The organism is Luteimonas qiangzhengi (assembly GCF_039548515.1).
GTDB lineage: Bacteria > Pseudomonadota > Gammaproteobacteria > Xanthomonadales > Xanthomonadaceae > Luteimonas.
The window spans coordinates 1-22,091 of the sequence record NZ_JBCLVE010000003.1 but is presented as its reverse complement, the minus strand read 5'-3'; the positions used below and the strand labels follow the sequence as shown (position 1 = coordinate 22,091).

22 protein-coding genes and 1 tRNA gene are annotated in these 22,091 nt (G+C 68.2%); 11 read left to right on the top strand and 12 right to left on the bottom strand.

Annotation, left to right across the window (positions count from 1 at the left end; genetic code table 11):
• Positions 1-40: 40 nt before the first annotated feature.
• The 6 genes from zapE to WCE59_RS02435 form a co-directional block, all read right to left on the bottom strand.
• On the bottom strand, positions 41-1,201 hold the full coding sequence (gene zapE, locus WCE59_RS02460; RefSeq protein ID WP_449284083.1) for a cell division protein ZapE: 1,161 nt from the start codon (positions 1,199-1,201) through the stop codon (positions 41-43).
• 13 nt (positions 1,202-1,214) lie between these two features.
• A complete protein-coding gene (locus WCE59_RS02455) occupies positions 1,215-1,883 on the bottom strand; it encodes an alpha/beta hydrolase (protein WP_343257125.1) in 669 nt (222 codons plus the stop codon).
• 134 nt (positions 1,884-2,017) lie between these two features.
• Positions 2,018-3,616, bottom strand: coding sequence for a hypothetical protein (locus WCE59_RS02450; RefSeq protein WP_343257124.1), 1,599 nt, complete (start codon positions 3,614-3,616; stop codon positions 2,018-2,020).
• 120 nt (positions 3,617-3,736) lie between these two features.
• The gene (locus WCE59_RS02445) at positions 3,737-5,461 is read right to left on the bottom strand and encodes an ExeM/NucH family extracellular endonuclease (protein WP_343257123.1); all 1,725 of its coding nucleotides are present in this window, start codon (positions 5,459-5,461) and stop codon (positions 3,737-3,739) included.
• Positions 5,462-5,563: 102 nt separating this feature from the next.
• Complete coding sequence (locus WCE59_RS02440; RefSeq protein ID WP_343257122.1) at positions 5,564-6,079, bottom strand: c-type cytochrome; 516 nt, start codon at positions 6,077-6,079, stop codon at positions 5,564-5,566.
• A 125-nt stretch (positions 6,080-6,204) separates the two neighbouring features.
• Positions 6,205-6,281 (bottom strand) — tRNA-Arg (locus tag WCE59_RS02435).
• Between the two features lie 132 nt (positions 6,282-6,413).
• Between WCE59_RS02435 and WCE59_RS02430 the strand changes: the two genes are divergently transcribed.
• Together WCE59_RS02430 and ubiA are read left to right on the top strand one after the other, a co-directional pair.
• Positions 6,414-8,099, top strand: coding sequence for an MFS transporter (locus tag WCE59_RS02430; RefSeq protein ID WP_343257121.1), 1,686 nt, complete (start codon positions 6,414-6,416; stop codon positions 8,097-8,099).
• A gap of 72 nt (positions 8,100-8,171) precedes the next feature.
• Positions 8,172-9,068, top strand: a complete 897-nt coding sequence (ubiA, locus tag WCE59_RS02425) for a 4-hydroxybenzoate octaprenyltransferase (RefSeq protein WP_343257120.1) — start codon at positions 8,172-8,174, stop codon at positions 9,066-9,068.
• A gap of 19 nt (positions 9,069-9,087) precedes the next feature.
• On the opposite strand, the gene WCE59_RS02420 is transcribed toward ubiA, so the two are convergent.
• A complete protein-coding gene (locus tag WCE59_RS02420) occupies positions 9,088-9,642 on the bottom strand; it encodes an HdeD family acid-resistance protein (protein ID WP_343257119.1) in 555 nt (184 codons plus the stop codon).
• A 54-nt stretch (positions 9,643-9,696) separates the two neighbouring features.
• Positions 9,697-10,473, bottom strand: a complete 777-nt coding sequence (locus WCE59_RS02415) for a ComF family protein (RefSeq protein WP_343257118.1) — start codon at positions 10,471-10,473, stop codon at positions 9,697-9,699.
• Between the two features lie 49 nt (positions 10,474-10,522).
• Here WCE59_RS02415 and bioB point away from each other — a divergent pair, with 49 nt between their 5' ends.
• The 7 genes from bioB to WCE59_RS02380 all read left to right on the top strand — a co-directional run bounded on the left by bioB (position 10,523) and on the right by WCE59_RS02380 (position 16,525).
• Positions 10,523-11,578 (top strand): biotin synthase BioB, encoded by a 1,056-nt coding sequence (gene bioB, locus WCE59_RS02410; RefSeq protein ID WP_343257117.1) that lies wholly within the window; start codon positions 10,523-10,525, stop codon positions 11,576-11,578.
• Positions 11,578-11,937 carry a hypothetical protein gene (locus WCE59_RS02405; protein ID WP_343257116.1) on the top strand — a complete coding sequence of 120 codons (360 nt, stop codon included), beginning with the start codon at positions 11,578-11,580 and terminating at the stop codon, positions 11,935-11,937. Before bioB ends, WCE59_RS02405 begins: the two co-directional genes overlap by 1 nt.
• Positions 11,930-13,135 carry an 8-amino-7-oxononanoate synthase gene (gene bioF / locus WCE59_RS02400; protein ID WP_343257115.1) on the top strand — a complete coding sequence of 402 codons (1,206 nt, stop codon included), beginning with the start codon at positions 11,930-11,932 and terminating at the stop codon, positions 13,133-13,135. The genes WCE59_RS02405 and bioF overlap by 8 nt, the downstream gene beginning before the upstream one ends.
• Complete coding sequence (locus WCE59_RS02395) at positions 13,135-14,154, top strand: multidrug resistance efflux transporter family protein (RefSeq protein ID WP_343257114.1); 1,020 nt, start codon at positions 13,135-13,137, stop codon at positions 14,152-14,154. Before bioF ends, WCE59_RS02395 begins: the two co-directional genes overlap by 1 nt.
• A gap of 16 nt (positions 14,155-14,170) precedes the next feature.
• Positions 14,171-14,950, top strand: a complete 780-nt coding sequence (bioH, locus tag WCE59_RS02390; RefSeq protein ID WP_343257376.1) for a pimeloyl-ACP methyl ester esterase BioH — start codon at positions 14,171-14,173, stop codon at positions 14,948-14,950.
• Positions 14,951-15,844 (top strand): malonyl-ACP O-methyltransferase BioC, encoded by an 894-nt coding sequence (bioC, locus tag WCE59_RS02385; protein WP_343257113.1) that lies wholly within the window; start codon positions 14,951-14,953, stop codon positions 15,842-15,844. It abuts the gene before it with no gap.
• A gap of 81 nt (positions 15,845-15,925) precedes the next feature.
• Complete coding sequence (locus WCE59_RS02380) at positions 15,926-16,525, top strand: hypothetical protein (RefSeq protein WP_343257112.1); 600 nt, start codon at positions 15,926-15,928, stop codon at positions 16,523-16,525.
• An 18-nt stretch (positions 16,526-16,543) separates the two neighbouring features.
• Here WCE59_RS02380 and WCE59_RS02375 read toward each other — a convergent pair whose 3' ends face one another.
• Positions 16,544-17,170, bottom strand: coding sequence for a YdcF family protein (locus tag WCE59_RS02375; protein WP_343257111.1), 627 nt, complete (start codon positions 17,168-17,170; stop codon positions 16,544-16,546).
• A gap of 168 nt (positions 17,171-17,338) precedes the next feature.
• Here WCE59_RS02375 and WCE59_RS02370 point away from each other — a divergent pair, with 168 nt between their 5' ends.
• Together WCE59_RS02370 and mnmG are read left to right on the top strand one after the other, a co-directional pair.
• Complete coding sequence (locus tag WCE59_RS02370; RefSeq protein WP_343257110.1) at positions 17,339-18,046, top strand: hypothetical protein; 708 nt, start codon at positions 17,339-17,341, stop codon at positions 18,044-18,046.
• A 408-nt stretch (positions 18,047-18,454) separates the two neighbouring features.
• On the top strand, positions 18,455-20,341 hold the full coding sequence (mnmG, locus tag WCE59_RS02365; RefSeq protein ID WP_343257375.1) for a tRNA uridine-5-carboxymethylaminomethyl(34) synthesis enzyme MnmG: 1,887 nt from the start codon (positions 18,455-18,457) through the stop codon (positions 20,339-20,341).
• A gap of 156 nt (positions 20,342-20,497) precedes the next feature.
• Here mnmG and WCE59_RS02360 read toward each other — a convergent pair whose 3' ends face one another.
• The 3 genes from WCE59_RS02360 to WCE59_RS02350 all read right to left on the bottom strand — a co-directional run bounded on the left by WCE59_RS02360 (position 20,498) and on the right by WCE59_RS02350 (position 22,089).
• Complete coding sequence (locus tag WCE59_RS02360) at positions 20,498-21,172, bottom strand: SDR family oxidoreductase (protein WP_343257109.1); 675 nt, start codon at positions 21,170-21,172, stop codon at positions 20,498-20,500.
• 146 nt (positions 21,173-21,318) lie between these two features.
• The gene (locus tag WCE59_RS02355) at positions 21,319-21,852 is read right to left on the bottom strand and encodes an outer membrane beta-barrel protein (RefSeq protein ID WP_343257108.1); all 534 of its coding nucleotides are present in this window, start codon (positions 21,850-21,852) and stop codon (positions 21,319-21,321) included.
• Positions 21,853-21,993: 141 nt separating this feature from the next.
• Positions 21,994-22,089: an integrase core domain-containing protein gene (locus tag WCE59_RS02350; protein ID WP_343257374.1), complete on the bottom strand. Its 96-nt coding sequence runs from the start codon at positions 22,087-22,089 to the stop codon at positions 21,994-21,996.
• Positions 22,090-22,091 lie beyond the last annotated feature (2 nt).

Below are 22,091 nucleotides of genomic sequence, written 5' to 3'. Positions count from 1 at the left end.
TGTCAACGCAAAATGTTGTGGTCCGCCAGCCGGGCGGCTTTCAGGAGCGATGCGGCGTGGCGAGGTATTCGGCGCTGCGCATTTCAATCAGGCGCGAGGCGGTGCGCTCGAACGCGCCGGCCAGGCGTTCGCCCGCATACAGGGCCGGCGGCTCGTCGGCAGCGGTGCACACCAGCTTGACCTGGCGGTCGTAGAGTTCGTCCACCAGATTCACGAAGCGGCGTGCGGAATCGTCGCGCAGGCCATCGAATACCGGGATGCCACCCAGCAGCAGGGTGTGGAATTCGCGGCTGATCTCGATGTAGTCGTTCGATCCGCGCGGCCCTTCGCACAGGGCGTTGAAATCAAACCAGGCCATGCCCGGGCAGCGCGCGCGTACCGGGATCCGGCGCCCTTCCAGCTCGATACCGCTGTCGCGGTGCGCATCGTTGCCGCCCAGTTCATGCCAGCGGGTCCGCAGCCAGGCGTCGGCACCTTCATCCAGCGGAGTGCGATAGACCGGCGAGCGGGTCAATGCGCGCAGGCGGTAGTCGGTTTCGCTTTCGATATACAGCTCGCGGCAGTGCGCCTGGATCAGCGCGATCGCCGGCAGAAAGCGCGCGCGCTGCAGGCCGTCGCGGTACAGGTCGGGTGGGGCCACGTTGGAGGTGGTCACCAGCACGATGCCTTCGGCGAACATGCGCTCCAGCAGGCGCGCCAGGATCATGGCGTCGCCGATGTCGCCGACAAAGAACTCGTCCAGCACCAGCACCCGCAGGCCGGCCCGACGCCAGCCCTGCACGATCAGCGCGAGGCGGTCGCGCTCGCCGCCGTGTGCCTGCAGCTGGTCGTGGACCTGACGCATGAAGCGGTGGAAGTGGGTGCGGTATTTGCCCGCGCTGCCCACGGGCGTGGCGCGGCCTTCGTCGCTGGCGCCGGCAGCGGCCAGATCCGCGCCCTTGAGGTCGGGCAGCGGCAGGCCGGCGTGCAGCAGATCGACCAGGAAAGTCTTGCCGCGGCCAACGCCGCCCCACAGGTACAGGCCCTCGATGGGCTCGTCGGCGCTGGCGCCGCGCAGCCGGTCCAGCAGGCCGCGCCGCGCCGGCGGGCGCGAAACGGCCGCGTGGATGCGATCAAGTTCAACCAGCACCGCGCGCTGGGCGGGGTCGTCCTGCCAGCTGCCTGCGGCAACGCCGGCGTCGTAGGCCTGCGAAGGGATCATTGCCGGCAGCGGGTCACGCCTCGGCGGCCGGCAGGTGCTGGCGCACTCCGTTCTTGACCGCGCCGCGCAGGTCCATCAGCTTGCGGTGGAAAAAGTGCCCGCTGTCGGGAATACGTACCAGCTCGGCGGAGGCGTCGGTTTCGTCCAGCCAGTCGTACACGGCCTGCGGATCAACGATCTCGTCTTCTTCGCCCTGGATCACCAGCCACGGGCAGGTGGGCAGCTGGATGGAATCAAAATCCCAGCGTCCGGCGGGCGGCGCGATGGAGATCAGCATGCCCGGCTCGATCTGTGCCGCGGCGGCCAGGCTGACGTAGGCGCCGAAGCTGAAACCGGCCAGCCACAGGCGCTGGCCCGGACGCTGCGCGCGTACCCAGGCGGCCACTGCGCGCAGGTCATCGACTTCGCCGCGGCCTTCGTCAAACGTGCCTTCCGACTCACCCGTGCCGCGGAAGTTGAAGCGCACCGTGGTGGCGCCCAGCTCGCGCAGCGAGCGCCCGGTCATGGTCACGACCTTGTTGTGCATGGTGCCGCCCTCGGTGGGCAGCGGGTGGCAGACGATCACGGTGAGCGGCAGGGCCGCTACATCTTCGTCGGGAAAGTCGACGGCCACTTCCAGTGCGCCGGAGGGCCCGGGCAGCGTCAACGTGCCGGATTGGATGGGGAAAGTGGGGTTGGTCATGGCGGAAATGATAGGCGATCCGGTGTTGCAAGGAGGTGGTTGGCCCCGGAAACCACCTGGATCGAGTCAGCCCCACGGCTGCAGGCCGAGCGCCGCCCGGAGAGGGGCTGCGCCTGGCCGGTTGAAGGAGGGGCTCAGGAAGGGGGGTTCTTTGCGGCGTCGATATAGTCGCCGTACGCGTTCATCTGCGCAGTGAACCCGTAGCTGAAGTTCGATGCACTGAGGATCACATCCTGGATGAAGCCGTTGGACTCGGTCTTGATGCCTTCCAGATAGCTGTAATCCTCGGGCAGTGCCTCCATGATCGCGGTCTTGGCCTCGTTGGTCAGGCGGCCCTGTGCGTCCGTCAGCGCACCGCTGCCAAGCTCGGCCAATTTGTCGGCGATGGCGTCGCGAACCTCTTCGGAGAGCCCGCCGAGTGCATCGGAAACCAGTTCCGATATCGGGCCGGAAGCAAACTTGCCGCCTACCGGGATAACGGAAATGGCAGTGTCGAGCAGGAAGCCGATGAAGGCATCGCGGGCGGCGATATCAGTGCGCAGGTCGACGTAGCCCGATGACACGGCGTCTTGCATCACCGCGCCGATCATTGCGGTGCGGCCTTCGCCGGCATCAACGGCACTCTTGTCGTTACCGTCGACCACGCCGTCACCGTTCACGTCCATGCTGTCGGACATGTTGCCGAGCCGGATGTTTTCACTGGTGAATTCGCCAATCCGGTCCATCGCCTGCGCCGCGAGCGGGTTGTCCGGGTTCAGTGCGGTCATCCGCACCAGGTTGGACAGCGCGGACAGGTTCTCGCCCACCGGGGTGCTTCCCTCATTGGTGGAGCCGGTGGTCTGGGTGGGGTTGGGGACCGTCAGGCGGTCGAGAATTTCGTCCGAATGGTTCAGGAACAGGTCGGCCACTGCTTCGGCGCGATCGCCCCAGGGGCGATTTTCGTATGTGTAGTAGTGGTTCCCGGGGCCATTGTCGGTCGAGTGGTCGTTGATGTAATGGACCAGTTCGATGACTTCATCGGTAGTGCCGTGCGAGGAGGTGGCTTCGATAAGGATCGCCATTGGGTCGCGCACGTTGCCCAGACCGTCGTTTCCGGTGTCGTAGGACATGCCGTGCTGGGAAACGGTGTCACGCAGGTGGCTGCGCTGCTCCGCACTCAAGCCGGAGAGCATGGCATGCACCGACTGGGAGCCGCCGGATTGCTCCAGCGCGTTGAGGAGCATACCGGCCCAGGCCGCCCGCGTATGCGGTTCGGGCATGTTCTCGACCAGTACATGATGGGTGAGGAAGTCGGCGGCGAACTTTTCGATGAAGGCCGTCGAACCGGGGCCATTGGCACCGGTGAGGGTGGCAAGCAGGGCATTGATGTTCTCGTCGGAGGCAAGCGGTCCAACCGCGTCCCCCATCACATTCACAAAGTCGCGCGCCTGTTCAAAACTGACCGACCCATTGACGTAGGCCTCGCCGAAGGCATCGAAGATCGCATCGCGCTCGCGTTGTGTGATGGTGCCCTCCGAGACCAGAGTGTTGAGACGGTCTACCGTGAGCCAGGAATGCAGTGCCCCGGAGTCCTGGTCGAGAATTTCCGCGAACAGGTCATCGCGCTGGTCGGCTGGCAAGCGCTCCAGTTCTTGGGCAAACACGTCCATGCGCTGCTCGTAATCGTCCTTGATGATCCAAAACCTGACCCCGGTATCGAGGATCTCGGACGCCTTCTGCTGGATTTCGGTCATGGCAGTGCAACTCCATGGAGATGGTATTGGGTGCACTGATTGTCAGGAGATGTGCGGGAACGGAACAGGTGGGGATGACCCTAGGGGCCTGCTGTACTGGTGGCGACAGGGAGGACGGACTCAAGGCTGGTGTACATCTACGCCGATAAGGACCGGATCGTGATCCGAACTGCGCCACGGCGACTCGAGTGATTGCGAGCCGTTGGCGGCACGATAGCCGACGTTGGTTGGCTCATCGGCGTTGCTGTGCCAGGTGGCCGCCCCGCGCAGGCGCTGCGCGAAATCCGGGCTGAGGAAGGCGTGGGTCAGCCGGCCGGCCTGGGCCTGGAACACATAGCTGTAGGATTCGCGGCCCGCATACACGTCGTGCCAGCCGGAATCGCGCAGCAGGCGGATCGGGTCCTCCATGCCGTACGAGTTCAGGTCACCCACGATCGCCGCCAGTCCGGTGCCCGACCCGGTCGGGTCCGTGGCCAGCCACGCCACCAGACGCCGCGCGGAATCCGTGCGCAGCGCGTTCCAGCAGCCCTGGCCATCGTCCTGGTCGCGGTTGAGGCCGACGGCTTCACCGCAGCCCTTGGACTTGAAGTGGTTGGCCACCACGGTGAATGCCGGCCCGCTGCCGGCCCGGAATGCCTGCGCCAGCGGCACGCGGCTGCGGGTGTTGAAGGGGCCGCCCTGCAGCGTGACGGGGGCGCCGACGGCCTCAACCACCGAGGCGCGGTATAGCAGGCCGACGCGGATGGCGTCATCGCCGGGGCCTTCGCCGGCATCCACGTAACGCCAGTCCGGGCCCAGGGCCAGGGCGAGCTGGGCGATGCTCGAGTCCGGGCCGTAGCCATCGTTTTCAAGCTCCATCACCGCAGCGATGTCGGGCGCCAGCATTTGCAGGCCAGCTTGCAGGCGTGCCAGCTGGCGGGCGTACTCATCGGCGCTGCGTGCCCCCCGCGCGGTGGGGAAATCACCACCTTGGCCGTCACCGTTGAACAGGTTCTCCAGATTGAACACCGCCAGGCGCAGGTCGCCTTCCACCTCCGGCGGTTGCGGGCGCGGGGCCGGGCGCAGCACTGGCCGATCGATCAGCTGCAGCCGGTACTGGCCGTCGCGCTGGTCAACCACGGCCTGGACGCCGGTCAGCACGCTGCCGGTGCGCGGGGCCTGGTGGCCCTCCGGCAGGTACCAGATGTTGCGTGGATTCCGGTGCGGCATGGCGTCGTCGATCAGCACGCTGCGACGGGCGTTGTCAGCAGCCAGGGCGCGGGCATCCGCGCCGGGCCGGGCGATTTCGGTGGGCGCGGGCAGGCGTCCGTTGAAACTGGCGACCAGCACGCCTTCCCGGGCCAGGTCGCGGTGCCCGCTGATGGTCAGCGGCGCCTGGATCCACACGTGCATGCCTTCCAGCCGCTCCCAGTCCTGCGGCGGCTCGTGCAGAACCAGGGGTTCAACGGCGGCATCCGCTTCAAGCACCTCCTGTTCCATGGGCTGCAGGGCGGTCAGGGTGGCGTCGCCCTCGCCGTGCTCCAGCACCCGGCCGCGGATCCGCAGCCGGTCGCCGCGCCGGACCGGGGAGTCGCCATCGCTGAGCACGAACAGCGCGTCGGACGTGGCCGGATCGCCGTCAGCTTCGCCCTGCAGGAACCAGCCGCCCAGGTGCTTGCCGAAGTTGCCGGTCACCACGCCTTCCACCGTCACCTCTTCGCCTTCCAGCGGGCTGCGCTCGCCATCGCCCTGGACCGTACCGACGGGGGTGACGGCATCGGTGCCGGGATCGGCGGCGGGCTGGGCACAGGCGCTTGCCAGCAGGCAGGCCAGGGCGACGGATATCAGCGCGGAGGGTGCTTGCATGGTCATGGTGGGTAGCCGTCGAGGATTTGTGGCGGTGAAAAGAATGTCCGGGCACGAAAACGCCGCCCGGAGGCGGCGTTTTCAGCGGTACGTTGGCGCGGATTACTGGATGTTGTCCAGCATCCAGTCCACCGAGGCGATCACCTGCTCGTCGCTCAGCGCGGGGTTGCCGCCGCGCGCCGGCATGAAGCCGGTGTTGCCGGTGAAGCCTTCGATCGCGTGCTGGATCAGGGTGTCGCGGCCCTGGGCAATACGCGGACCCCACTCAGCCTGGATAAGGGTGGGCGAGCCGCCGGCGCCGCTGGTGTGGCAGCCAGCGCAGAGGTTGCTGTAGATCTCGCCGCCGTCCAGGGTGCCGCCGTAGGCCACCTGCGATGCCGCCGAGGCCTGCGCCGCCGCAGCTGCCGCGGCCTGTGCCGCCGCGCCGGTGGAGCCGGCATACACCGAGCCTACCGGGGCAATGCGCTCCAGCCGGGTCAGGTTCGCGGTCTCGGACGGCTGCGGTGGCACCGAACGGTGCAGCATCGCGGCCAGCCAGATCAGTCCCCCGGTTACCACTGCCAGGAACAGGATCACCAGAGAGAATTTCTTCAGGAAGTCGAGGTCGTAATTGCGCACGGGACACCATTCTGGCGCGTGGCCACCCGGCCACAGCTGACGGACAAGTATAGAACACGCGGGCGCGAGTTCGAACCATTCGCCCGGGCCGGTAAGCCCGGCCGTCGGAAGCGTCCGCTACTGAATGGCGCGCCTGGAGGGATTCGAACCCCCGACCAATGGCTTCGGAAGCCACTACTCTATCCAGCTGAGCTACAGGCGCGCAGACCGCCATTTTCCACTATTCGGCCAAATGTTGCGAGCGCTTCCGCCACCGGCCTGCAGTCGCGGGCTGAAGTGCGGTTGGGCGGGTGGCACCGTACCATTGCTGCCGTTCCCTTGAGCCAGGCCCCTGATGGCGCAGAACGCCCCCAAACCACCTGATCCAGTGCAGCGCGCGACGACGCTCTCGGCGATGCGCTACCCGATCTTCCGCAGGGTCTGGTTCGCCAGCATCTCTTCGCACTTCGGCGGCATGATCCAGTCGGTCGGTGCGTCCTGGCTGATGCTCTCGATCGCGCAGTCGGCCGACATGGTGGCGCTGGTACAGGCCTCGGTGGCGCTGCCGGTGATGCTGTTTTCCCTGGTGGCCGGGGCGATGGCGGACAACTTCGACCGCCGCAGGATGATGCTGGGGGCGCAGGTGTTCATGCTGGTCGTGTCGGTCGCGCTGGCGATCTGCGCGTGGTCGGGCGTCATCACGCCGTGGCTGCTGCTGCTTTTCACCTTCCTGATCGGCAGCGGGGCGGCATTCAACTCGCCGGCGTGGCATGCGTCGGTGGGCGACATGGTGCCGCGCGGTGAACTGCCTGGCGCCGTCGCGCTCAACAGCATGGGCTTCAACCTGGCCCGCAGCGTCGGGCCGGCGATTGGCGGTGCCATCGTCGCCGCCGCGGGTGCCGCCGCCGCGTTCGCGATCAATGCCGTCAGCTACCTCGCCCTGGTGGTGGTGCTGGCGCGCTGGCGTCCCGAGCGGAGTCCGCGACTGCTGCCGCGCGAAGCACTCGGCAGCGCGATGATGACGGGCGTGCGCTACGTGGCGATGTCTCCCGCGGTACGCACGGTGCTGGGGCGGGCCGCGTTCTTCGGGGTCGGCGCGAGCGCGGTGATGGCGCTCATGCCGCTGGTGGCCCAGGACCTCGTCGGGGGCGGTCCGCTGACCTTCGGCCTGCTGCTCGGCGCGTTCGGGGTGGGCGCCGTGTCCGGCGCGATGGGCAGCACCCGCCTGCGCGAGGCGCTGTCGACGGAGGGCCTGGTGCGCGGCGCCTGCATCGCATTCGCGGCCGCCGTGGCCATTGCCGCCATGAGCAGCCTGCTGGTGCTGACGATGGCCGCGCTGCTGCTCGCGGGGGCTGCATGGGTGCTGGCGATGTCGACCTTCAACGTGACGGTGCAGCTGTCCACGCCGCGCTGGGTGGTGGCACGCTCGCTGTCGCTGTACCAGATGGCCGCGTTCGGCGGCATGGCGCTGGGAAGCTGGCTGTGGGGTTTCCTTGCCAACCTCGCCGACGTCCGCATGGCGCTCCTCGCCGCGGCGGCGGTCATGGTCGTCTGCGCGCTGATTGGCCTGCTTGCACCGCTGGCGAGGCTGACCGAGCTCAATCTCGATCCGCTCAGCCGCTTCAAGGAGCCCGCCACCGCGGTCCAGGTGCAGCCGCGGACCGGACCCGTGGTGGTCACGGTCGAGTACAGGATCGGCGAAGAGGACGTGCTGGAGTTCCTCGGCGCGATGGCGGAGCGGCGCCGCATCCGCCGCCGCGACGGGGCACGCAACTGGCGGGTGCTGCGTGACCTCGCCGATCCCGAGGTCTGGATCGAGCGCTACGAGACGCCGACCTGGCTGGACTACCTGCGCCACAACAGCCGCCTCACCCACGACGACGCGACCATCCCGGAGCAGCTGCGCACGCTGCATCGTGGGCCCGGCGGGCCGCGGGTCCGGCGGATGATCGAGCGCCACACCATACCCCTGCACACCGAGCCCGCCTCCGGGTCGCAATCGCTGACCGAGCCGGCGGGCGACTCGACCCGGACGTCGTAACGCGGGCGCGCCGGCACGCACCGTTGTCTGGAAGGCAGGGGCGAACGCGCTCCTTCTTGCTACGCTTTCGCGGTGGAATACGAACGATACGCCGCGCCCCCGCCTCCTTCTGCGCCCTCGCGGCTGGCGCTGTACTGGAAACTGATGCGTGCCGACCGGCCGATCGGCTGGCTGCTGCTGCTGTGGCCGACCTGGTGGGCGCTGTGGCTGGCCGCGGATGGATTCCCGCCGCCGTGGATCCTGTTCGTGTTTTCCGCCGGGGTGTGGCTGACCCGTTCGGCCGGCTGCGTGATCAACGATTACGCCGACCGCTGGCTGGATCCGCATGTGAAGCGCACCCGCGACCGGCCGCTGGCCACCGGGGCGGTGTCGGGGCGCGAGGCGCTGGCGTTGTTCGCGGTGCTGATGGTGGCGGCGTTTGCGCTGGTGCTCACCATGAACCGGCTGACCATCCTGATGAGCTTCATCGGTCTGGTGCTGGCCGCCACCTATCCCTACCTCAAGCGCCACACCCACCTGCCGCAGGTGTACCTGGGCCTGGCGTTCGGCTGGGCGATCCCGATGGCGTTCGCGGCCGTGCAGGGTGAGGTGCCGGCGGTGGCCTGGGTGCTGTACGTGGGCAATATCTTCTGGACCACCGCCTACGACACCTGGTACGCGATGGTGGACCGCGACGACGACATCAAGGTCAACAGCAAGTCCACCGCGATCCTGTTCGGCGATCTCGATCTGGTTGCCCAGGGCGTGCTGTACAGCCTGTTCTTCCTGGCCCTGGTGCTGGTCGGTCGGCAGATGGGGCTGGGCACGCTGTACTGGGCCGGACTGGCGCTTGCCCTGGCGCTGGTGGCGTGGGAGTTCCTGCTGGCCCGCTATCGCGACCGCGAAGCCTGCTTCCGCGCGTTCCTGCACAACCACTGGGTGGGGATGGCGGTGTTCGCCGGAATCGCGCTGGACTACGCGCTGGGCTGAGCCCGCGCGTAGTCCAGGGTCAGAGGCTCAGCCGGGTGCGTGAACGCATCCGCACGCCCACCAGAATCTGCAGCGCACCGTAGAGCAGCGCGCCAATCCCGACCCATACCGAAATCGCTACCAGGCCGATATCCGGGCGGGCCAGGAACAGCACGCCCAGGGCCAGCGCCAGCACGCCACTGAGCGCCAGCAGCCATTCGCCACGGATCAGTTTGCGCACCTGGATCGCGAACACGATGCGGGCGACGCCGGCCAGAATCAGCCACAGCGCGATCACCCACAGCATGGCGGTGGCCAGGTGCACCGGCCACATGAGCGCGATGACGCCGAAGCCGATCGACACCAGCGCGTAGGCGGCCAGCAGCCAGCGTGGCAGGGCCAGATCGTGGCGGATCGCGCTGAGCAGGCTCACCAGCCCGTCGGCCAGAGACAGCACGCCGAAGGCCATCACCAGCGCCATCACCGAGTACGTGGGCCACAGCAGCAGGCCCACGCCGAACACGATGGCCAGCAGGCCGTAGATGAGGAAGACCCACCAGCTGCGGCGCAGCCCCGACTGGAAACGCGATCCCATTGCCGAACTCCACGTAAAAGACAACCGTCCGCATACGCCGCCCACGGCGCGCAGTCAAGGCGCGCGGGCGCAGATCCACGCATCCACACGGCCCGCGCCGGCCTGGCGCAGGGCATGGGCGGCGGCGTGCAGCGTGGCGCCGGTGGTCATGACGTCGTCAATCAGCACCACGTGGGCCGGCAGCGCCACCGCGGTGTTGGCCTGGAATGCGCGATGCAGATTGCGTGCCCGTTCGGCGGCATCCAGGCGGGTCTGCTGGGCGGTGGCGCGCACTCGTCGGAGCAGGTCGGTGCGTATGGGAATTCCGAGCGCGCTGGCCAAGGGCCGGGCCAGTTCCAGAGCCTGGTCGTAGCCGCGCTGACGCAGCCGCGCGCGGTGCAGTGGCACCGGTACCAGCGCGTCCGGTCGCGGCAAGGCGAAGCAGTGTTCGGCCATCAGCTGGGACAGCAGGCGGCCGGCGGCCAGGTCGTGATGGAATTTGAACCGCGGCAGCAGGCGGTCGATGGGCGCGGCATACAGGCACGGGGCGTGCACTTCGGTCAGCGGTGGCGGCTTGGCCTGGCAGGTGCTGCATGGGGCGGCCTCGCCCGCGCCCGTACCCGCGCCCACGGCGTGCAGCGGCAGCGCACAGCGCGGGCAGGCGGGGCCGAGCCACGGCAGGCTGGACTGGCAGGCAATACACAGGTCGATGGCCTCGGTGCCGCCCTCGCCGCACGACAGGCAGCGGCCCGGCCACAGCAGGCGGGTGGCATCGTTGCTCAGCCAGAAGCCGATCCGGCGGCGCAGCCCGTCAACTTTTTCGCGGCCGGTTTGGTTGACAGTCGCTGCCATGCTTTCCAGACTGGCCGGCTTGTCCCGTCCATTGCATCGGAAAAACGCCATGCCTGCCGTCAGTGAAACCCGCGACCTGCGCAACGACTGGTCACGCGCCGAGATCGAAGCGCTGTTCGACCTGCCTTTCCCTGAGCTGCTGCACCATGCCGCCACCGTGCACCGGGCGCACTTTGATCCGGCCGAGGTCCAGGTCAGCACCCTGCTGTCGGTCAAGACCGGCGGCTGCCCGGAGGATTGCGCCTACTGCCCGCAGGCCCAGCGCTATCACACCGGGGTGGATGCGACCAAGCTGATGGCCACCGACGAGGTGTTGGAAAAGGCCCGCCAGGCCAAGGCCGCCGGCGCCAGTCGCTTCTGCATGGGCGCCGCGTGGCGTTCGCCCAAGGATCGCGATATCCCCAAGGTCGCCGAGATGATCCGCGAGGTGAAGGCCCTGGGCCTGGAAACCTGCGCCACGCTGGGCATGCTGTCGGGCGATCAGGCCGCCGCGCTCAAGGTCGCCGGACTGGATTACTACAACCACAACATCGATACCGATCCCGAGTTCTACGACGAGATCGTAGGCACCCGCGATTTCCAGGATCGGCTGGATACCCTGGGCCACGTACGCGACGCGGGGCTGAAGACCTGCTGCGGCGGCATCGTGGGCATGGGCGAATCGCGCGCCCAGCGTGCCGGCCTGCTGTTTGCCCTGGCCACCCTGCCGGCGCATCCGGATTCGGTGCCGATCAACCGCCTGGTGCAGGTGGCCGGCACCCCGCTGGCAGACAAGAACACCGCGGCGGAGCTGGATCCGTTCGAATTCGTGCGCACGATTGCCGTCGCCCGCATCCTCATGCCGCGCTCGATGGTGCGGCTGTCGGCAGGGCGCGAGGAAATGAGCGACGAGCTGCAGGCGCTGTGCTTCCTCGCCGGGGCCAACTCGATCTTCTACGGCGAGAAACTGCTGACCACCGGCAACCCGGACACCGAGCGCGACCTGGCCCTGTTCGAACGCCTGGGCCTGCGCCCAATGCACGTGGAGGTGGATGCCGCCGATCATGACCACGGCGGCACCGTGCACGCGGATATCGTGGCCGGCGCGCGGACCTGCGCGGCGTGATGCCCTGGTACGCCTGGGCGTACCTGGTATTGCTGGCGTGGATCGGGCTGGCCGGGTTCCGTGCGCGCCTGCGCGCCGGCAAGCGGCTGGCCGCGGCGCTGGGCTGGGTGGCGGCCATGGCCGTGGTGATGCTGGGCGTGGTGCTGTTCTATCGGGGCGCAGGCGCGGGCCTGCTGTTCATGGGTGCGCTGCTGCTGTCGGCGCTGGTGCTGGCGCAGCATTCCATGGCCCAGGCGCAGCAGATGCGCGAATCGCCGATTCCTGCCGCTGAACGCCTGACCACCGCGCTGGGTGGGCTGGCCACGCTGCCGGCGATCGCCATGGGCGCAATCGCGGTGTGGGTGCGCCAGCTTGTCTGAGCGCGAAGACCTGCGGGCGCGCATCGCGGGGCAGCGGGCCGGGCGCATTGCCCATGACCGGCTGCGCGTTCGCCGCACCGTGCTGCGTCGCGATGGCGTGCGCTGCGAGCTGGCGGCGGAAGGCGGCAGCCGCTGGCTGGTGAATTTCTGCGGCAACGATTACCTGGGCCTGGCCCAGCAGTTCGCGGTGGCCAATGCGCTGGCCGACGGCGCCATGCGCACCGGCGCGGGCGGCGCGGCGTCGCACCTGGTCTGCGGCCATTCGCAGGAACATGAACTGCTTGAGCGCGAGCTGGCCGACTGGCTGCAGGCGCCGCGCGCGCTGCTGCTGGGCAACGGCTACATGGCCAACCTGGCCGTACTGCAAACGCTGCTGGGCGAGGGCGATGTGTGCGTGCAGGACCGGCTCAACCACGCCAGCCTGATCGACGCCGCGCTGCTGTCCGGCTGCCACCTGCGCCGCTATCCGCACGGCGATGCCGGCGGCGCCCTGCGCCAGCTGCGGGCCACGCCCGGCGGCGCGGCCATGCTGGCTACCGATGGGGTGTTCAGCATGGATGGCGATGTGGCCCCGCTGCGCGAACTGGCTGTGGCGGCCGATTCTCAGCAGGCGCTGATGTATGTGGATGACGCCCACGGTGTCGGCGTGCTGGGTCCGGAAGGGCGCGGCAGCGTTGCCGCCGCACGCCTGGGCGTGGAGCAGGTGCCGCTGCAGCTGGTCACCCTGGGCAAGGCGCTCGGCGGCTATGGCGCGGCGGTGGTGGGCGAGGCGGACCTGATCGAACACCTGGCCGGGACCGCGCGGCCCTACATCTACACCACCGCCCTGCCGCCGGCGCTGGCCACGGCCTCGCTGGCGGCAGTGAAACTGGCCCGCAACGAGCACTGGCGGCGCGGCAAGCTTGCCGCGCTGGTGCACCGGCTGCGGCGTGGCCTCGGGGCGCACGGCTTCGAACTGATGCCTTCCGACACCGCCATCCAGCCGCTGCTGTGCGGCGCGGATGCCCACGCGCTGGGGCTCTCGCGGGCTTTGGAGGAACAGGGCTACTGGGTGGCGGCGATCCGCCCGCCCACCGTGCCGGAAGGCCGCGCCCGGCTGCGCATCACCCTGTCGGCGGCCCACGAGGAAGCCCATGTGGACGGCCTGGTGGAGGCTCTGGCGCGGGCGCGCGACGGGCTCGAGACGGACGCGCCGTAATGAATTCCGGGGCAATGGGCGTGGAGACATCGCCGGGGCGCATTGCCCTGGTTGCCATCGGCGTGTCCCTGTTGGGCTCGCTGTTTTTCAGCCTGACCTACGTGCTCAACCGCGCCAACGCGCTGGACGGCGGGTACTGGGCGTGGATGGCCTCGCTGCGCTATCTGATCACGCTGCCGCTGATGCTGCCGCTGGTGTGGTGGCAGGGCGGCGCGCGGCCGGTGCTGCGGGCGATTGCCGCGCATCCCTGGGCGTGGATCCGCTGTGGGGCGATCGGCTTCGTGCTGTTCTACAGCATGCTGTGCTTTGCCGCGGCCAGCGGCCCGGCCTGGCTGGTGGCCGGCACTTTCCTGGTGGCCGTGGTGACCGGCATGCTGTGCGCGCCGTTTCTCTACACCGACGAGCGCCGCCGGATCCCGCGCGCCGGGCTGGTGGTGGCGGTGGTGATCCTGTTCGGCGTGCTGCTGATGCAGGTCGGCTATGCCAGCTGGCCGCTGGACGGTGCCGCCTGGCTGGCGCTGGCCTGCGTGCTGGTGGCCGCGTTCGCGTTTCCACTCGGAAACCGCCTGTTGCTGTTGCACCTGGAGCGCACCGGCGAGGATTTCAACGCTACCCAGCGGGTGTTCGGCATGACCCTGGCCAGCCAGCCGCTGTGGATCCTGCTGGCCGTGTATGCCGGTCTGCGCTCGGGCGCGCCGCCGGTTTCGCAGGTCTGGATGGCCGCAGCCGTGGCCCTGGCTTCCGGGGTGATCGCCACCATCCTGTTCTTCCAGGCCACGGGCATGGTGCGCAACCAGCCGTTGGCGCTGGGTGGCGTGGAGGCCATGCAGGCTTCGGAAGTGCTGTTTGCGATGCTGCTCGGCGTCCTGCTGCTGGGTGAGTCGTGGCCGGGGCTGCTGTCCACCACCGGCGCGCTGGTGGTGATCGCCGGGATCGTGGTGTTTGCATGGGTGGCGGCGCGGCCCGCAGCCGGTCGCGCCAGGGCCGTGCAGGCGCTGCGTACGGACAAGGGAGGATGATCGGCTGATGGACACCTTGCATGTGGAGACCAGCGGCAGCGGTCCGGATGTGGTGCTGCTGCACGGCTGGGCGATGCACGGGGGCGTCTTCGCGCCGCTGCTCGAGCGCCTGGCGGCGGATTACACCCTGCATCTGGTGGACCTGCCCGGGCACGGGCACAGCGCCGCGGCCGCGCTGCCGCTGGCGCCGGGGCCAGTGGTGGACGAGCTGGTGGCGCGGCTGCCGCGCGCGCTGTGGCTGGGCTGGTCGCTCGGCGGGCTGTTTGCCCTGCAGGCAGCATTGACCCGCACGCAGGCCGTGCGCGGGGTGGCGCTGCTGTGTTCCAGCCCGCGCTTCGTGCGTGATGCCGCTGGGGAGGGTAACTGGCGCTACGGCATGTCGGCGGAGATCTTCCAGGATTTTGCCGCCGGCCTGCGCCAGGACTGGCGCGGCACGCTGGAGCGGTTCATTGCGCTGGAGGCGTTCGGCTCCGACCATGCGAAGGAAGAACTGCGCACGCTGCGCGACGGATTGTTTGCGCGCGGCGAGCCGGCGGCAGGAGTGCTCGCCGATGGCCTGCGCCTGCTGCAGGAAACCGATCTGCGCCCGGCACTGCCGGGCTTGCCGGTGCCCAGTCTGTGGCTGGCCGGACGCCGCGACCGCGTGGTTGATCCGCGCGCCATGCGTGAAGCCGCGGCGTTGGCTCCGCGATCGCAGTTCGCGCAGGTCGAGCACGCGGGCCACGCACCTTTTCTCACCCACGCCGATGTGGTCGCCGATGCGCTGCGCCGGTTTGAAGCCTCACTGGATCCGTAGATGTTTGATTCCCGCCATATCCGCCACGCTTTCGGCCGCGCCGCCGATGGCTATTCCGCCGCCGCCGGGCTGCAGGCCGAAGTCGAGAGCTGGCTGCTCGAATCGCTGATGTATCTGGAAGACACCCTGCCGGCGACGGTGCTGGACCTGGGTGCCGGGCCGGGCAACGCCTCGCTCGCCATGCGCAAGCGCTGGCCCAAGGCGCGCGTCGTGGCGATGGACCTTGCGTTGCCGATGCTGCAGCAGATCGATCGCCGCGCCGGTGGCGGGCTGGCGGCAGGCCTGGGCCTGCGCCGGGGCATCGACCGGGTCTGCGCCGACGCCGCGGCCCTGCCGCTGGCCGATGGCAGCGTGGATGTGCTGTTTTCCAATCTGTGCCTGCAGTGGGTGGAAGACCTGCCGGCCGCGCTGGCGGGATTCCGCCGGGTGCTGCGGCCGGGCGGATTGCTGCTGCTGTCCACCTTCGGCCACGACACCCTGCACGAACTGCGCGGGGCATTTGCAGCCGCCGACGAGGCGCCGCACGTCAGTCCGTTCGTGACCATCAGCGATTTCGGCGATGCGCTGATGCAGTCGGGCTTCCGCGACCCGGTGATCGACCGTGAAATGATGGTGCGCGGCTATGACGATCTGCCTGCTCTGATGCGCGAGCTGCGGGCAATGGGGGCGACCAATGCGCTCGCCAGCCGGCGCCGTACCCTGACCGGGCGCGCCCGCTTCGCCCGCGCCGCGGAAGCCTACGAGCCGCTGCGCGGAAACGGCAAGCTGCCGGCCAGCTGGGAGGTGATCACCGGCATGGCCTGGGCCCCGGAGCCGGGCGCGCCGATCCGTCTGGGCGGTGAAGAGGTGATCACTTTTCCCGCCAACCGCATCCCGGTCCGGCGGCGCAAATAGCCCGGTCGCGGCGGCCACACCGGAGCGATTCAGGCGCCGCTGCCTACACTCGGCGGCGTCGTTTCCCCAACTGTTCCCGCCATGCGCGCACTGCTGCTTGCCCTGTCCCTGAGCTGCCTGTCGCTGTCTGCCGCCGCGCAGCAGCGCACCTATGAGATCGACCTGTCCGGGGTCGATGCGGCCATGGTGCTGGCCGGTGCCGAAGACGTGATGCTCCGCGCATCGGATCGCGACATGGACGGTGTTTACCAGGCCGTGCTGCATGCGGCCGGCTCCGAGGAGGAGGCGCAGCTGCTGTGTACGCTTTTCGAACCCTCGGCCGATCGCAGCCTGGTCGGGCTGCAGCGCGTGGCCAATGGGCTGGGCCCGGAAAGCAGGATTCGTTTTGCCGACGCGGCGGTTGCCATTGCCGTGGCGGGCATGCAGAACCCGCTGCAGTCCTACGATCAGGACCATGCCAGCCAGGTGCTCAGGCGCGCGGGCGCGACGGCCATGCTGGTGCATGACGGGTTCACCGCGGGCATGGTGGCCACCGGTGATGACCAGCGCAGCCGCGAAGCCCGCTGTCGCTCATTCCGCCAGCTGGTGGGCGTGCTGCAGGATTTCGAGCTGGCCGAACGCGCCGCGGCCACCCGCTACCTTCTGCTGGAAGGCATGACCCGCTACGGCCGCGAGCTCTAGCCGCCCAGCCGTAGCCGCTCAGCGGTCGCTGGTCAGCTCCATCCAGCGGTCGCGGTGGAAGAAGTACACCTCGCGCAGCAGGAACTGCCAGCGCGATTCCAGGCTGCGAAAGCGCGTCGTCGGGGTGGCTGACCCCAGCGCTTCGATCTGCTGCCCCCGGGCCAGCCGCAGCGCCCGCGCCATGTGCAGCGGGTCACTGACCACGATGGCGTTGCGCATGTCGCGCTCGTGCATCAGCAGCGCCGCCTGTTCCAGATTCTGCCGGGTGGTGCGCGACACCGTTTCGATCAGGATCCGCTCTTCCGGCACGCCGTGCTCGATCGCATAGCGCCTGGCCACTTCCGATTCGGCGAAGCGCGCGCCTTCGCCGCCGAAGCCGCCGGTGAAGATGAGCCATTCGGCCAGCCCTTCTTCGTGCAGGTTGATGCCGTGGGCGATGCGCTGCTCGAACACCGGCGAAGGCCGGGCGTCATAGGCCGCGGCGCCCAGCACGATGATCGCGTCGGCTGGCGCCGCCTGGTCGCGGGCGCCAACCCAGGCGATGTACGCCGCCACCCCGCCCAGCCACAGCAGGGCCAGCACGCCCAGCTTGAACAGGCCGCCCAGCACCCGTCGGAACATTCCAGGCCGCCGGTTACGCGACATCGGCATGGGGGTGGGGCAGAAAGCCGGGGGCAGGGAGCGGAATTGCCATCGGCCAAAGCGTAGCCGAAGCCGGGTCCGTTCAGCTATCACAACGCAGATTCAGCTGAATTAAGCGATGATTCAATGGCTTGGGCCGATGCTGGACTCCAGTCACAGAGGGGCGATCCAATGAAAATCCGCTATCTCGTCACCGTCGGGCTTGCCGCGTTGCTGCTTGGCGGCTGCGCTACCTACGGCTACCGTGGCGGCAGTGCCGGCAGCGGTGATTACTATTACGACCGCTCTTCCACCGGCTACTACGGCGCGCCGTATGGCAGCGTGGGGTACGGCAGCCACTACGGGGTCTACGGCAGCGTGGGCTACGGCTACCCGGGCTATTCCAGCTACTACGGTCCGCGCTACGCGCCCAGGTCCTATGGCTATCCGGGCTATGGCTACTACTCGCGGCCCTACTACGGTCGCCCGATCGTCGTGCGTCCGCGTCCTGACAACAACCGGCCGCCCCGCGAGAGCCGTCCCAATTCCCCCTGGCGCGACCTGCAAGGGGTCACCCGGGTTGAGCACCGTGAGCGCGCGCAGCGCATCAACGGCAGCAATAACACCGGGCCGCGTCCGCAGAGCCAGCGCCGCGAGCGCATCCAGGAGTCCAATCCTTCCACCCGGCCATCCATCGGCCAGTCGAGCAGCAGCTCGCCGTGGCGGGCAGGTCCGTCCCAGCAGCGCAGTTCGCAGCCAAGCCGCACTCGGCCCACGCCTGCCGCTACGCGTCAGTCTGTGACTCCGGCACGTCAGAATCCGTCCCCACGGCCGGTGCGACGTCCAGCGCCGGCTCCGCGATCGCGAGATGGTGACCGCAGTCCCATTCAGGAGCGTTAGAGCCTCTTGCGCTGGGCTGTACGAGGGCGCAAGCTAGCGCCATGTGACAGCCAGCGTCGTATTGCGACGCAAGCAAGCCGTCTATGCCGACCCCCGGCGGGAGACTTCCGGATCCCCCCTGTTCCGCTCCCGCCGGGTGTTGGCAACCCAATCAAGAGGCCACAAGGCCGATCCGCAAAAAAAACGGGGCCGGATGTCCCCCGACATCCGGCCCCTTCGCTTCCCCGGGTTGCGCTTGGCCAGCCCCTGTTCAGTCCAGCCGCGCCTCCTGGGCGCTTGCCGCCCCGGGTGCAGTGGATACGTACGCAGAATGCGTGCCAATCCCCCTTAACTGCATGAATGGGGGCGAGCGGCGATAATGTCCCGACGCCGGCATCCGACCGCGCTTTGACACAGACAGACAAGCAGATGGGTACCGATTTTTTCAGCCATGACGTGATCGTGGTCGGCGGGGGCCATGCGGGCACCGAGGCCGCGCTGGCGGCTGCGCGTGCGGGCGCCCGCACCCTGCTGCTGACCCACAGCATCGAAACCATTGGCGCGATGAGCTGCAACCCGGCTATCGGCGGGATCGGCAAGGGGCATCTGGTCAAGGAGATCGATGCGCTGGGTGGCGTGATGGCGAAGGCTGCCGACGCGGCCGGCATCCAGTGGCGGCGTTTGAACGCCTCGAAAGGCCCTGCGGTGCGCGCCACCCGCTGCCAGGCAGACCGCTCCCTGTACCGGGCTTTCATCCGTCAGGCGGTGGAGAGCCAGCCCGGGCTGACGGTGTTCCAGTCGGCCGTTGACGATCTGGTCATCGAAGGTGATGCCGTGCGCGGGGTGATCACCCAGGGCGGGCAGCGCTTCAATGCGCCCGCCGTGGTGCTGACCGTCGGCACGTTCCTCGCCGGTCGCGTGCACGTGGGTGAGGCGCAGTATTCGGCCGGGCGTGCCGGTGATCCGCCGGCCACCACCCTGGCCCAGCGCCTGCGCGAGCGGCCGTTCGCGGTTGACCGGCTCAAGACCGGCACGCCGCCGCGTCTGGATGGGCGCAGCCTGGACTATTCGCGCATGACCGCGCAGCCCGGGGACGTTCCGCGCCCAGTGTTCTCATTCCTGGGCAGCCACGCCGACCAGCCGCGCCAGGTGGAGTGCTGGATCACCCAGACCACCGAACGGACCCACGAAATCATCCGCGGCGCGCTGCACCGCTCGCCGATGTACTCGGGGCAGATCGAAGGCATCGGCCCGCGCTACTGCCCGTCGATCGAAGACAAGGTGGTGCGCTTCGCGGAAAAGGACAGCCACCAGGTGTTCGTGGAGCCGGAAGGCCTGGACGTGGCCGAGATCTATCCCAACGGCATTTCCACCTCGCTGCCGTTCGACGTGCAGCTTGAGCTGGTGCGCAGCGTGATCGGGTTCGAGAACGCGCATATCACCCGTCCCGGCTACGCGATCGAGTACGACTATTTCGACCCGCGCGGGCTGAAGGCTTCCCTTGAGACCAAGGCCGTCGCGGGGCTGTTTTTCGCCGGCCAGATCAACGGCACCACCGGTTATGAAGAGGCGGCCGCGCAGGGTCTGCTTGCCGGTGTGAATGCCGTGCGCCTGGTGCGCGATGAAGCGGCGTGGTCGCCGCGTCGTGACCAGGCCTATATCGGCGTGCTGGTGGATGACCTGATCACCCACGGCACCAACGAGCCCTACCGCATGTTCACCAGTCGGGCCGAATACCGCCTGCAGCTGCGCGAGGACAACGCCGATCTGCGCCTGACGGCCATTGGCCGCGAGCTCGGGCTGGTGGATGACGCGCGCTGGGCGCGCTTTGAAACCAAGCGCGAGGCGGTCGAGCGCGAGACCGGACGGCTGGGTGGGCTGTGGGCGTCGCCCAACAATGCAGCCGGCCGGGAGGCTGCGCAGACGCTTGGTATTGAGCTGACCCGCGAGAACAGCGCGCTGGACCTGCTGCGCCGCCCGGAGCTGGATTACGCGAAGCTGGTGTCGCTGCCGGCCTTTGCCGCAGATGCCGCGGTGGCTGACGATGTCGCCGAGCAGGTCGAGATTGAAACCAAATACGCCGGCTACCTGCAGCGACAGCGCGACGAGATCGCGCGCCAGCAGCGTCATGAAACCACCCCGATTCCGGCCAGCTTCGACTACGCCCAGGTGCGCGGCCTGTCGGCTGAAGTGCAGCAGAAGCTGGAGCGCGTGCGCCCGGAAACCATCGGCCAGGCGCGGCGCATCTCCGGCATCACGCCTGCGGCCGTGTCGTTGCTCCTCGTCCACCTGGAACGCAGCCGCCGCGCCGCCTGACCCCATTGTAGGAGCGCGTCATACGCGCGAAGCCGCGTGACACATAGCGTCGAACAAGGCGTCGGTACCGGCGACGTGACCGAAGCTGCCCGGCGCCGCCGTGATTCACGCGGCTTCGCGCGCGCGGCGTGCTCCTACGGGCGCTACGGGCGGGGTTCAGGTAATAGCTTCGGCGATCGGCGTGTCGCCGTCGTAGAAGTCCACCGTCTGGCGGCTCGCAACACCGGTGCTGATGACATGGGTGATCACCTCGGCCACGTTGTCGCGTGAGGTGACCTGCTTGTCCTCGGACCAGTCGGCGCCCGCTGTATCAGCGCGCTGGATCTTGCCGGTTGCCGGCTCCAGCGTCAGCAGCGCAGGGCCCAGGATTGTCCAGTCCAGCGCGCTCTCGCGCAGCTTGGCGTCCGCGTCGTGCTTGGCCTTTGCATACGGGTAGAACGAATCCGTCGGATCCAGCTGGTGCACGGCCTTGCCGGCGCCTGCATAGGACACCATCACGAACCGCTTCACTCCGGCCTGTTCGGCCGCCTGCATGGCGCGCGTTGCCGCTTCATAGTCGACGGCGCGGGTGCGCTGCGGATTGCCGCCGCCTGCGCCCGCGGAGAACACGATCGCCAAAGCGCCTTCGAATACATCGGCCATTGCGTCCACATCGGCCGATTCGATATCGAGCACCACCGGGTGGCCGCCCGCTGCGCGGACGCTGTCGGTGTGGTCAGGGTTGCGGATGATGGAATCCACGCGGTATCCCGCGGCGCTCAACTTTGGCGCGGCAAGCAGCGCCACCTTGCCGTGTCCGCCGATGATTACGATGCGATTGCTGTCACTCATGTCTTCTCCTCAACGAGCCGATGCCCGACCAGCGATAGTCCAGCCGGGGTCGTAAACATCATGTCCCGACGACCTGCTGCGCCGTCCTGTAACGCAAACGGGGCCAGCAATGCCGGCCCCGTTCGTATGTCGCTTCAGGTGAAGTGTCAGAAGTCGAAGCGTACCTGCACCTGCGCCAGGTCCACATCAACGTCGTCCATCTCAAAGCGGCTGTATTCGCCGCGCAGGGCAACGGTATCGGTGAAGCGGTACTGCAAGCCCAAGCCGTAGGTGGGATCAGTGCCATCGTCGCTGGCACGGCCAATACCCGGCGCGCCCAAATCGGCATCCCAGCGGCTGAAGCCTGCCTTGGCATAGCCGGAGAACCGGTCGGTGAAGGGGATCGTGCCTATGGCGACCAGGGAGAAGGCCTCCGCATCAAGCTCGCCGACACCGCCGATCACATCGACCTCGCCGAAGTTGGTATAGGCCGCTTCCAGCCCGAAGTAGGGCGTGAACTGGTAGCCGCCAAACACCTGGAAGCCGACGTCTTCGTCATCCACGAACCACTCGTCCACCATCGACTGGCCGACGCCTGCGCCGGCATACCAGCCGGTCGGCTCGGCCGCCTGGGCGTTGAAGGACAGCGCGCCAAGGGCTGCGGCAAGGATGGAAGTGGCAATCAGGTTGTTCTTGGTCATGGGGGAAACTCCTATCGATCATGCGGATGGCCCGCTCACGATTGATATGGAGTTCGCGTGCACGATTCAAACGGTCGTTTGCGTGACCTACTGTTCCACTTGGTGGGCTGGCCTGTAATGACCCAGCGGTTTCTGCACAGGTCAGGTCGCTAAAGCATAAGCCTCAGCGGGTGTCTTCATGCCCAGCGCCTGATGTGGGCGCCGGAAGTTGTAGAACTGGATCCAGTCACTCAGCACGC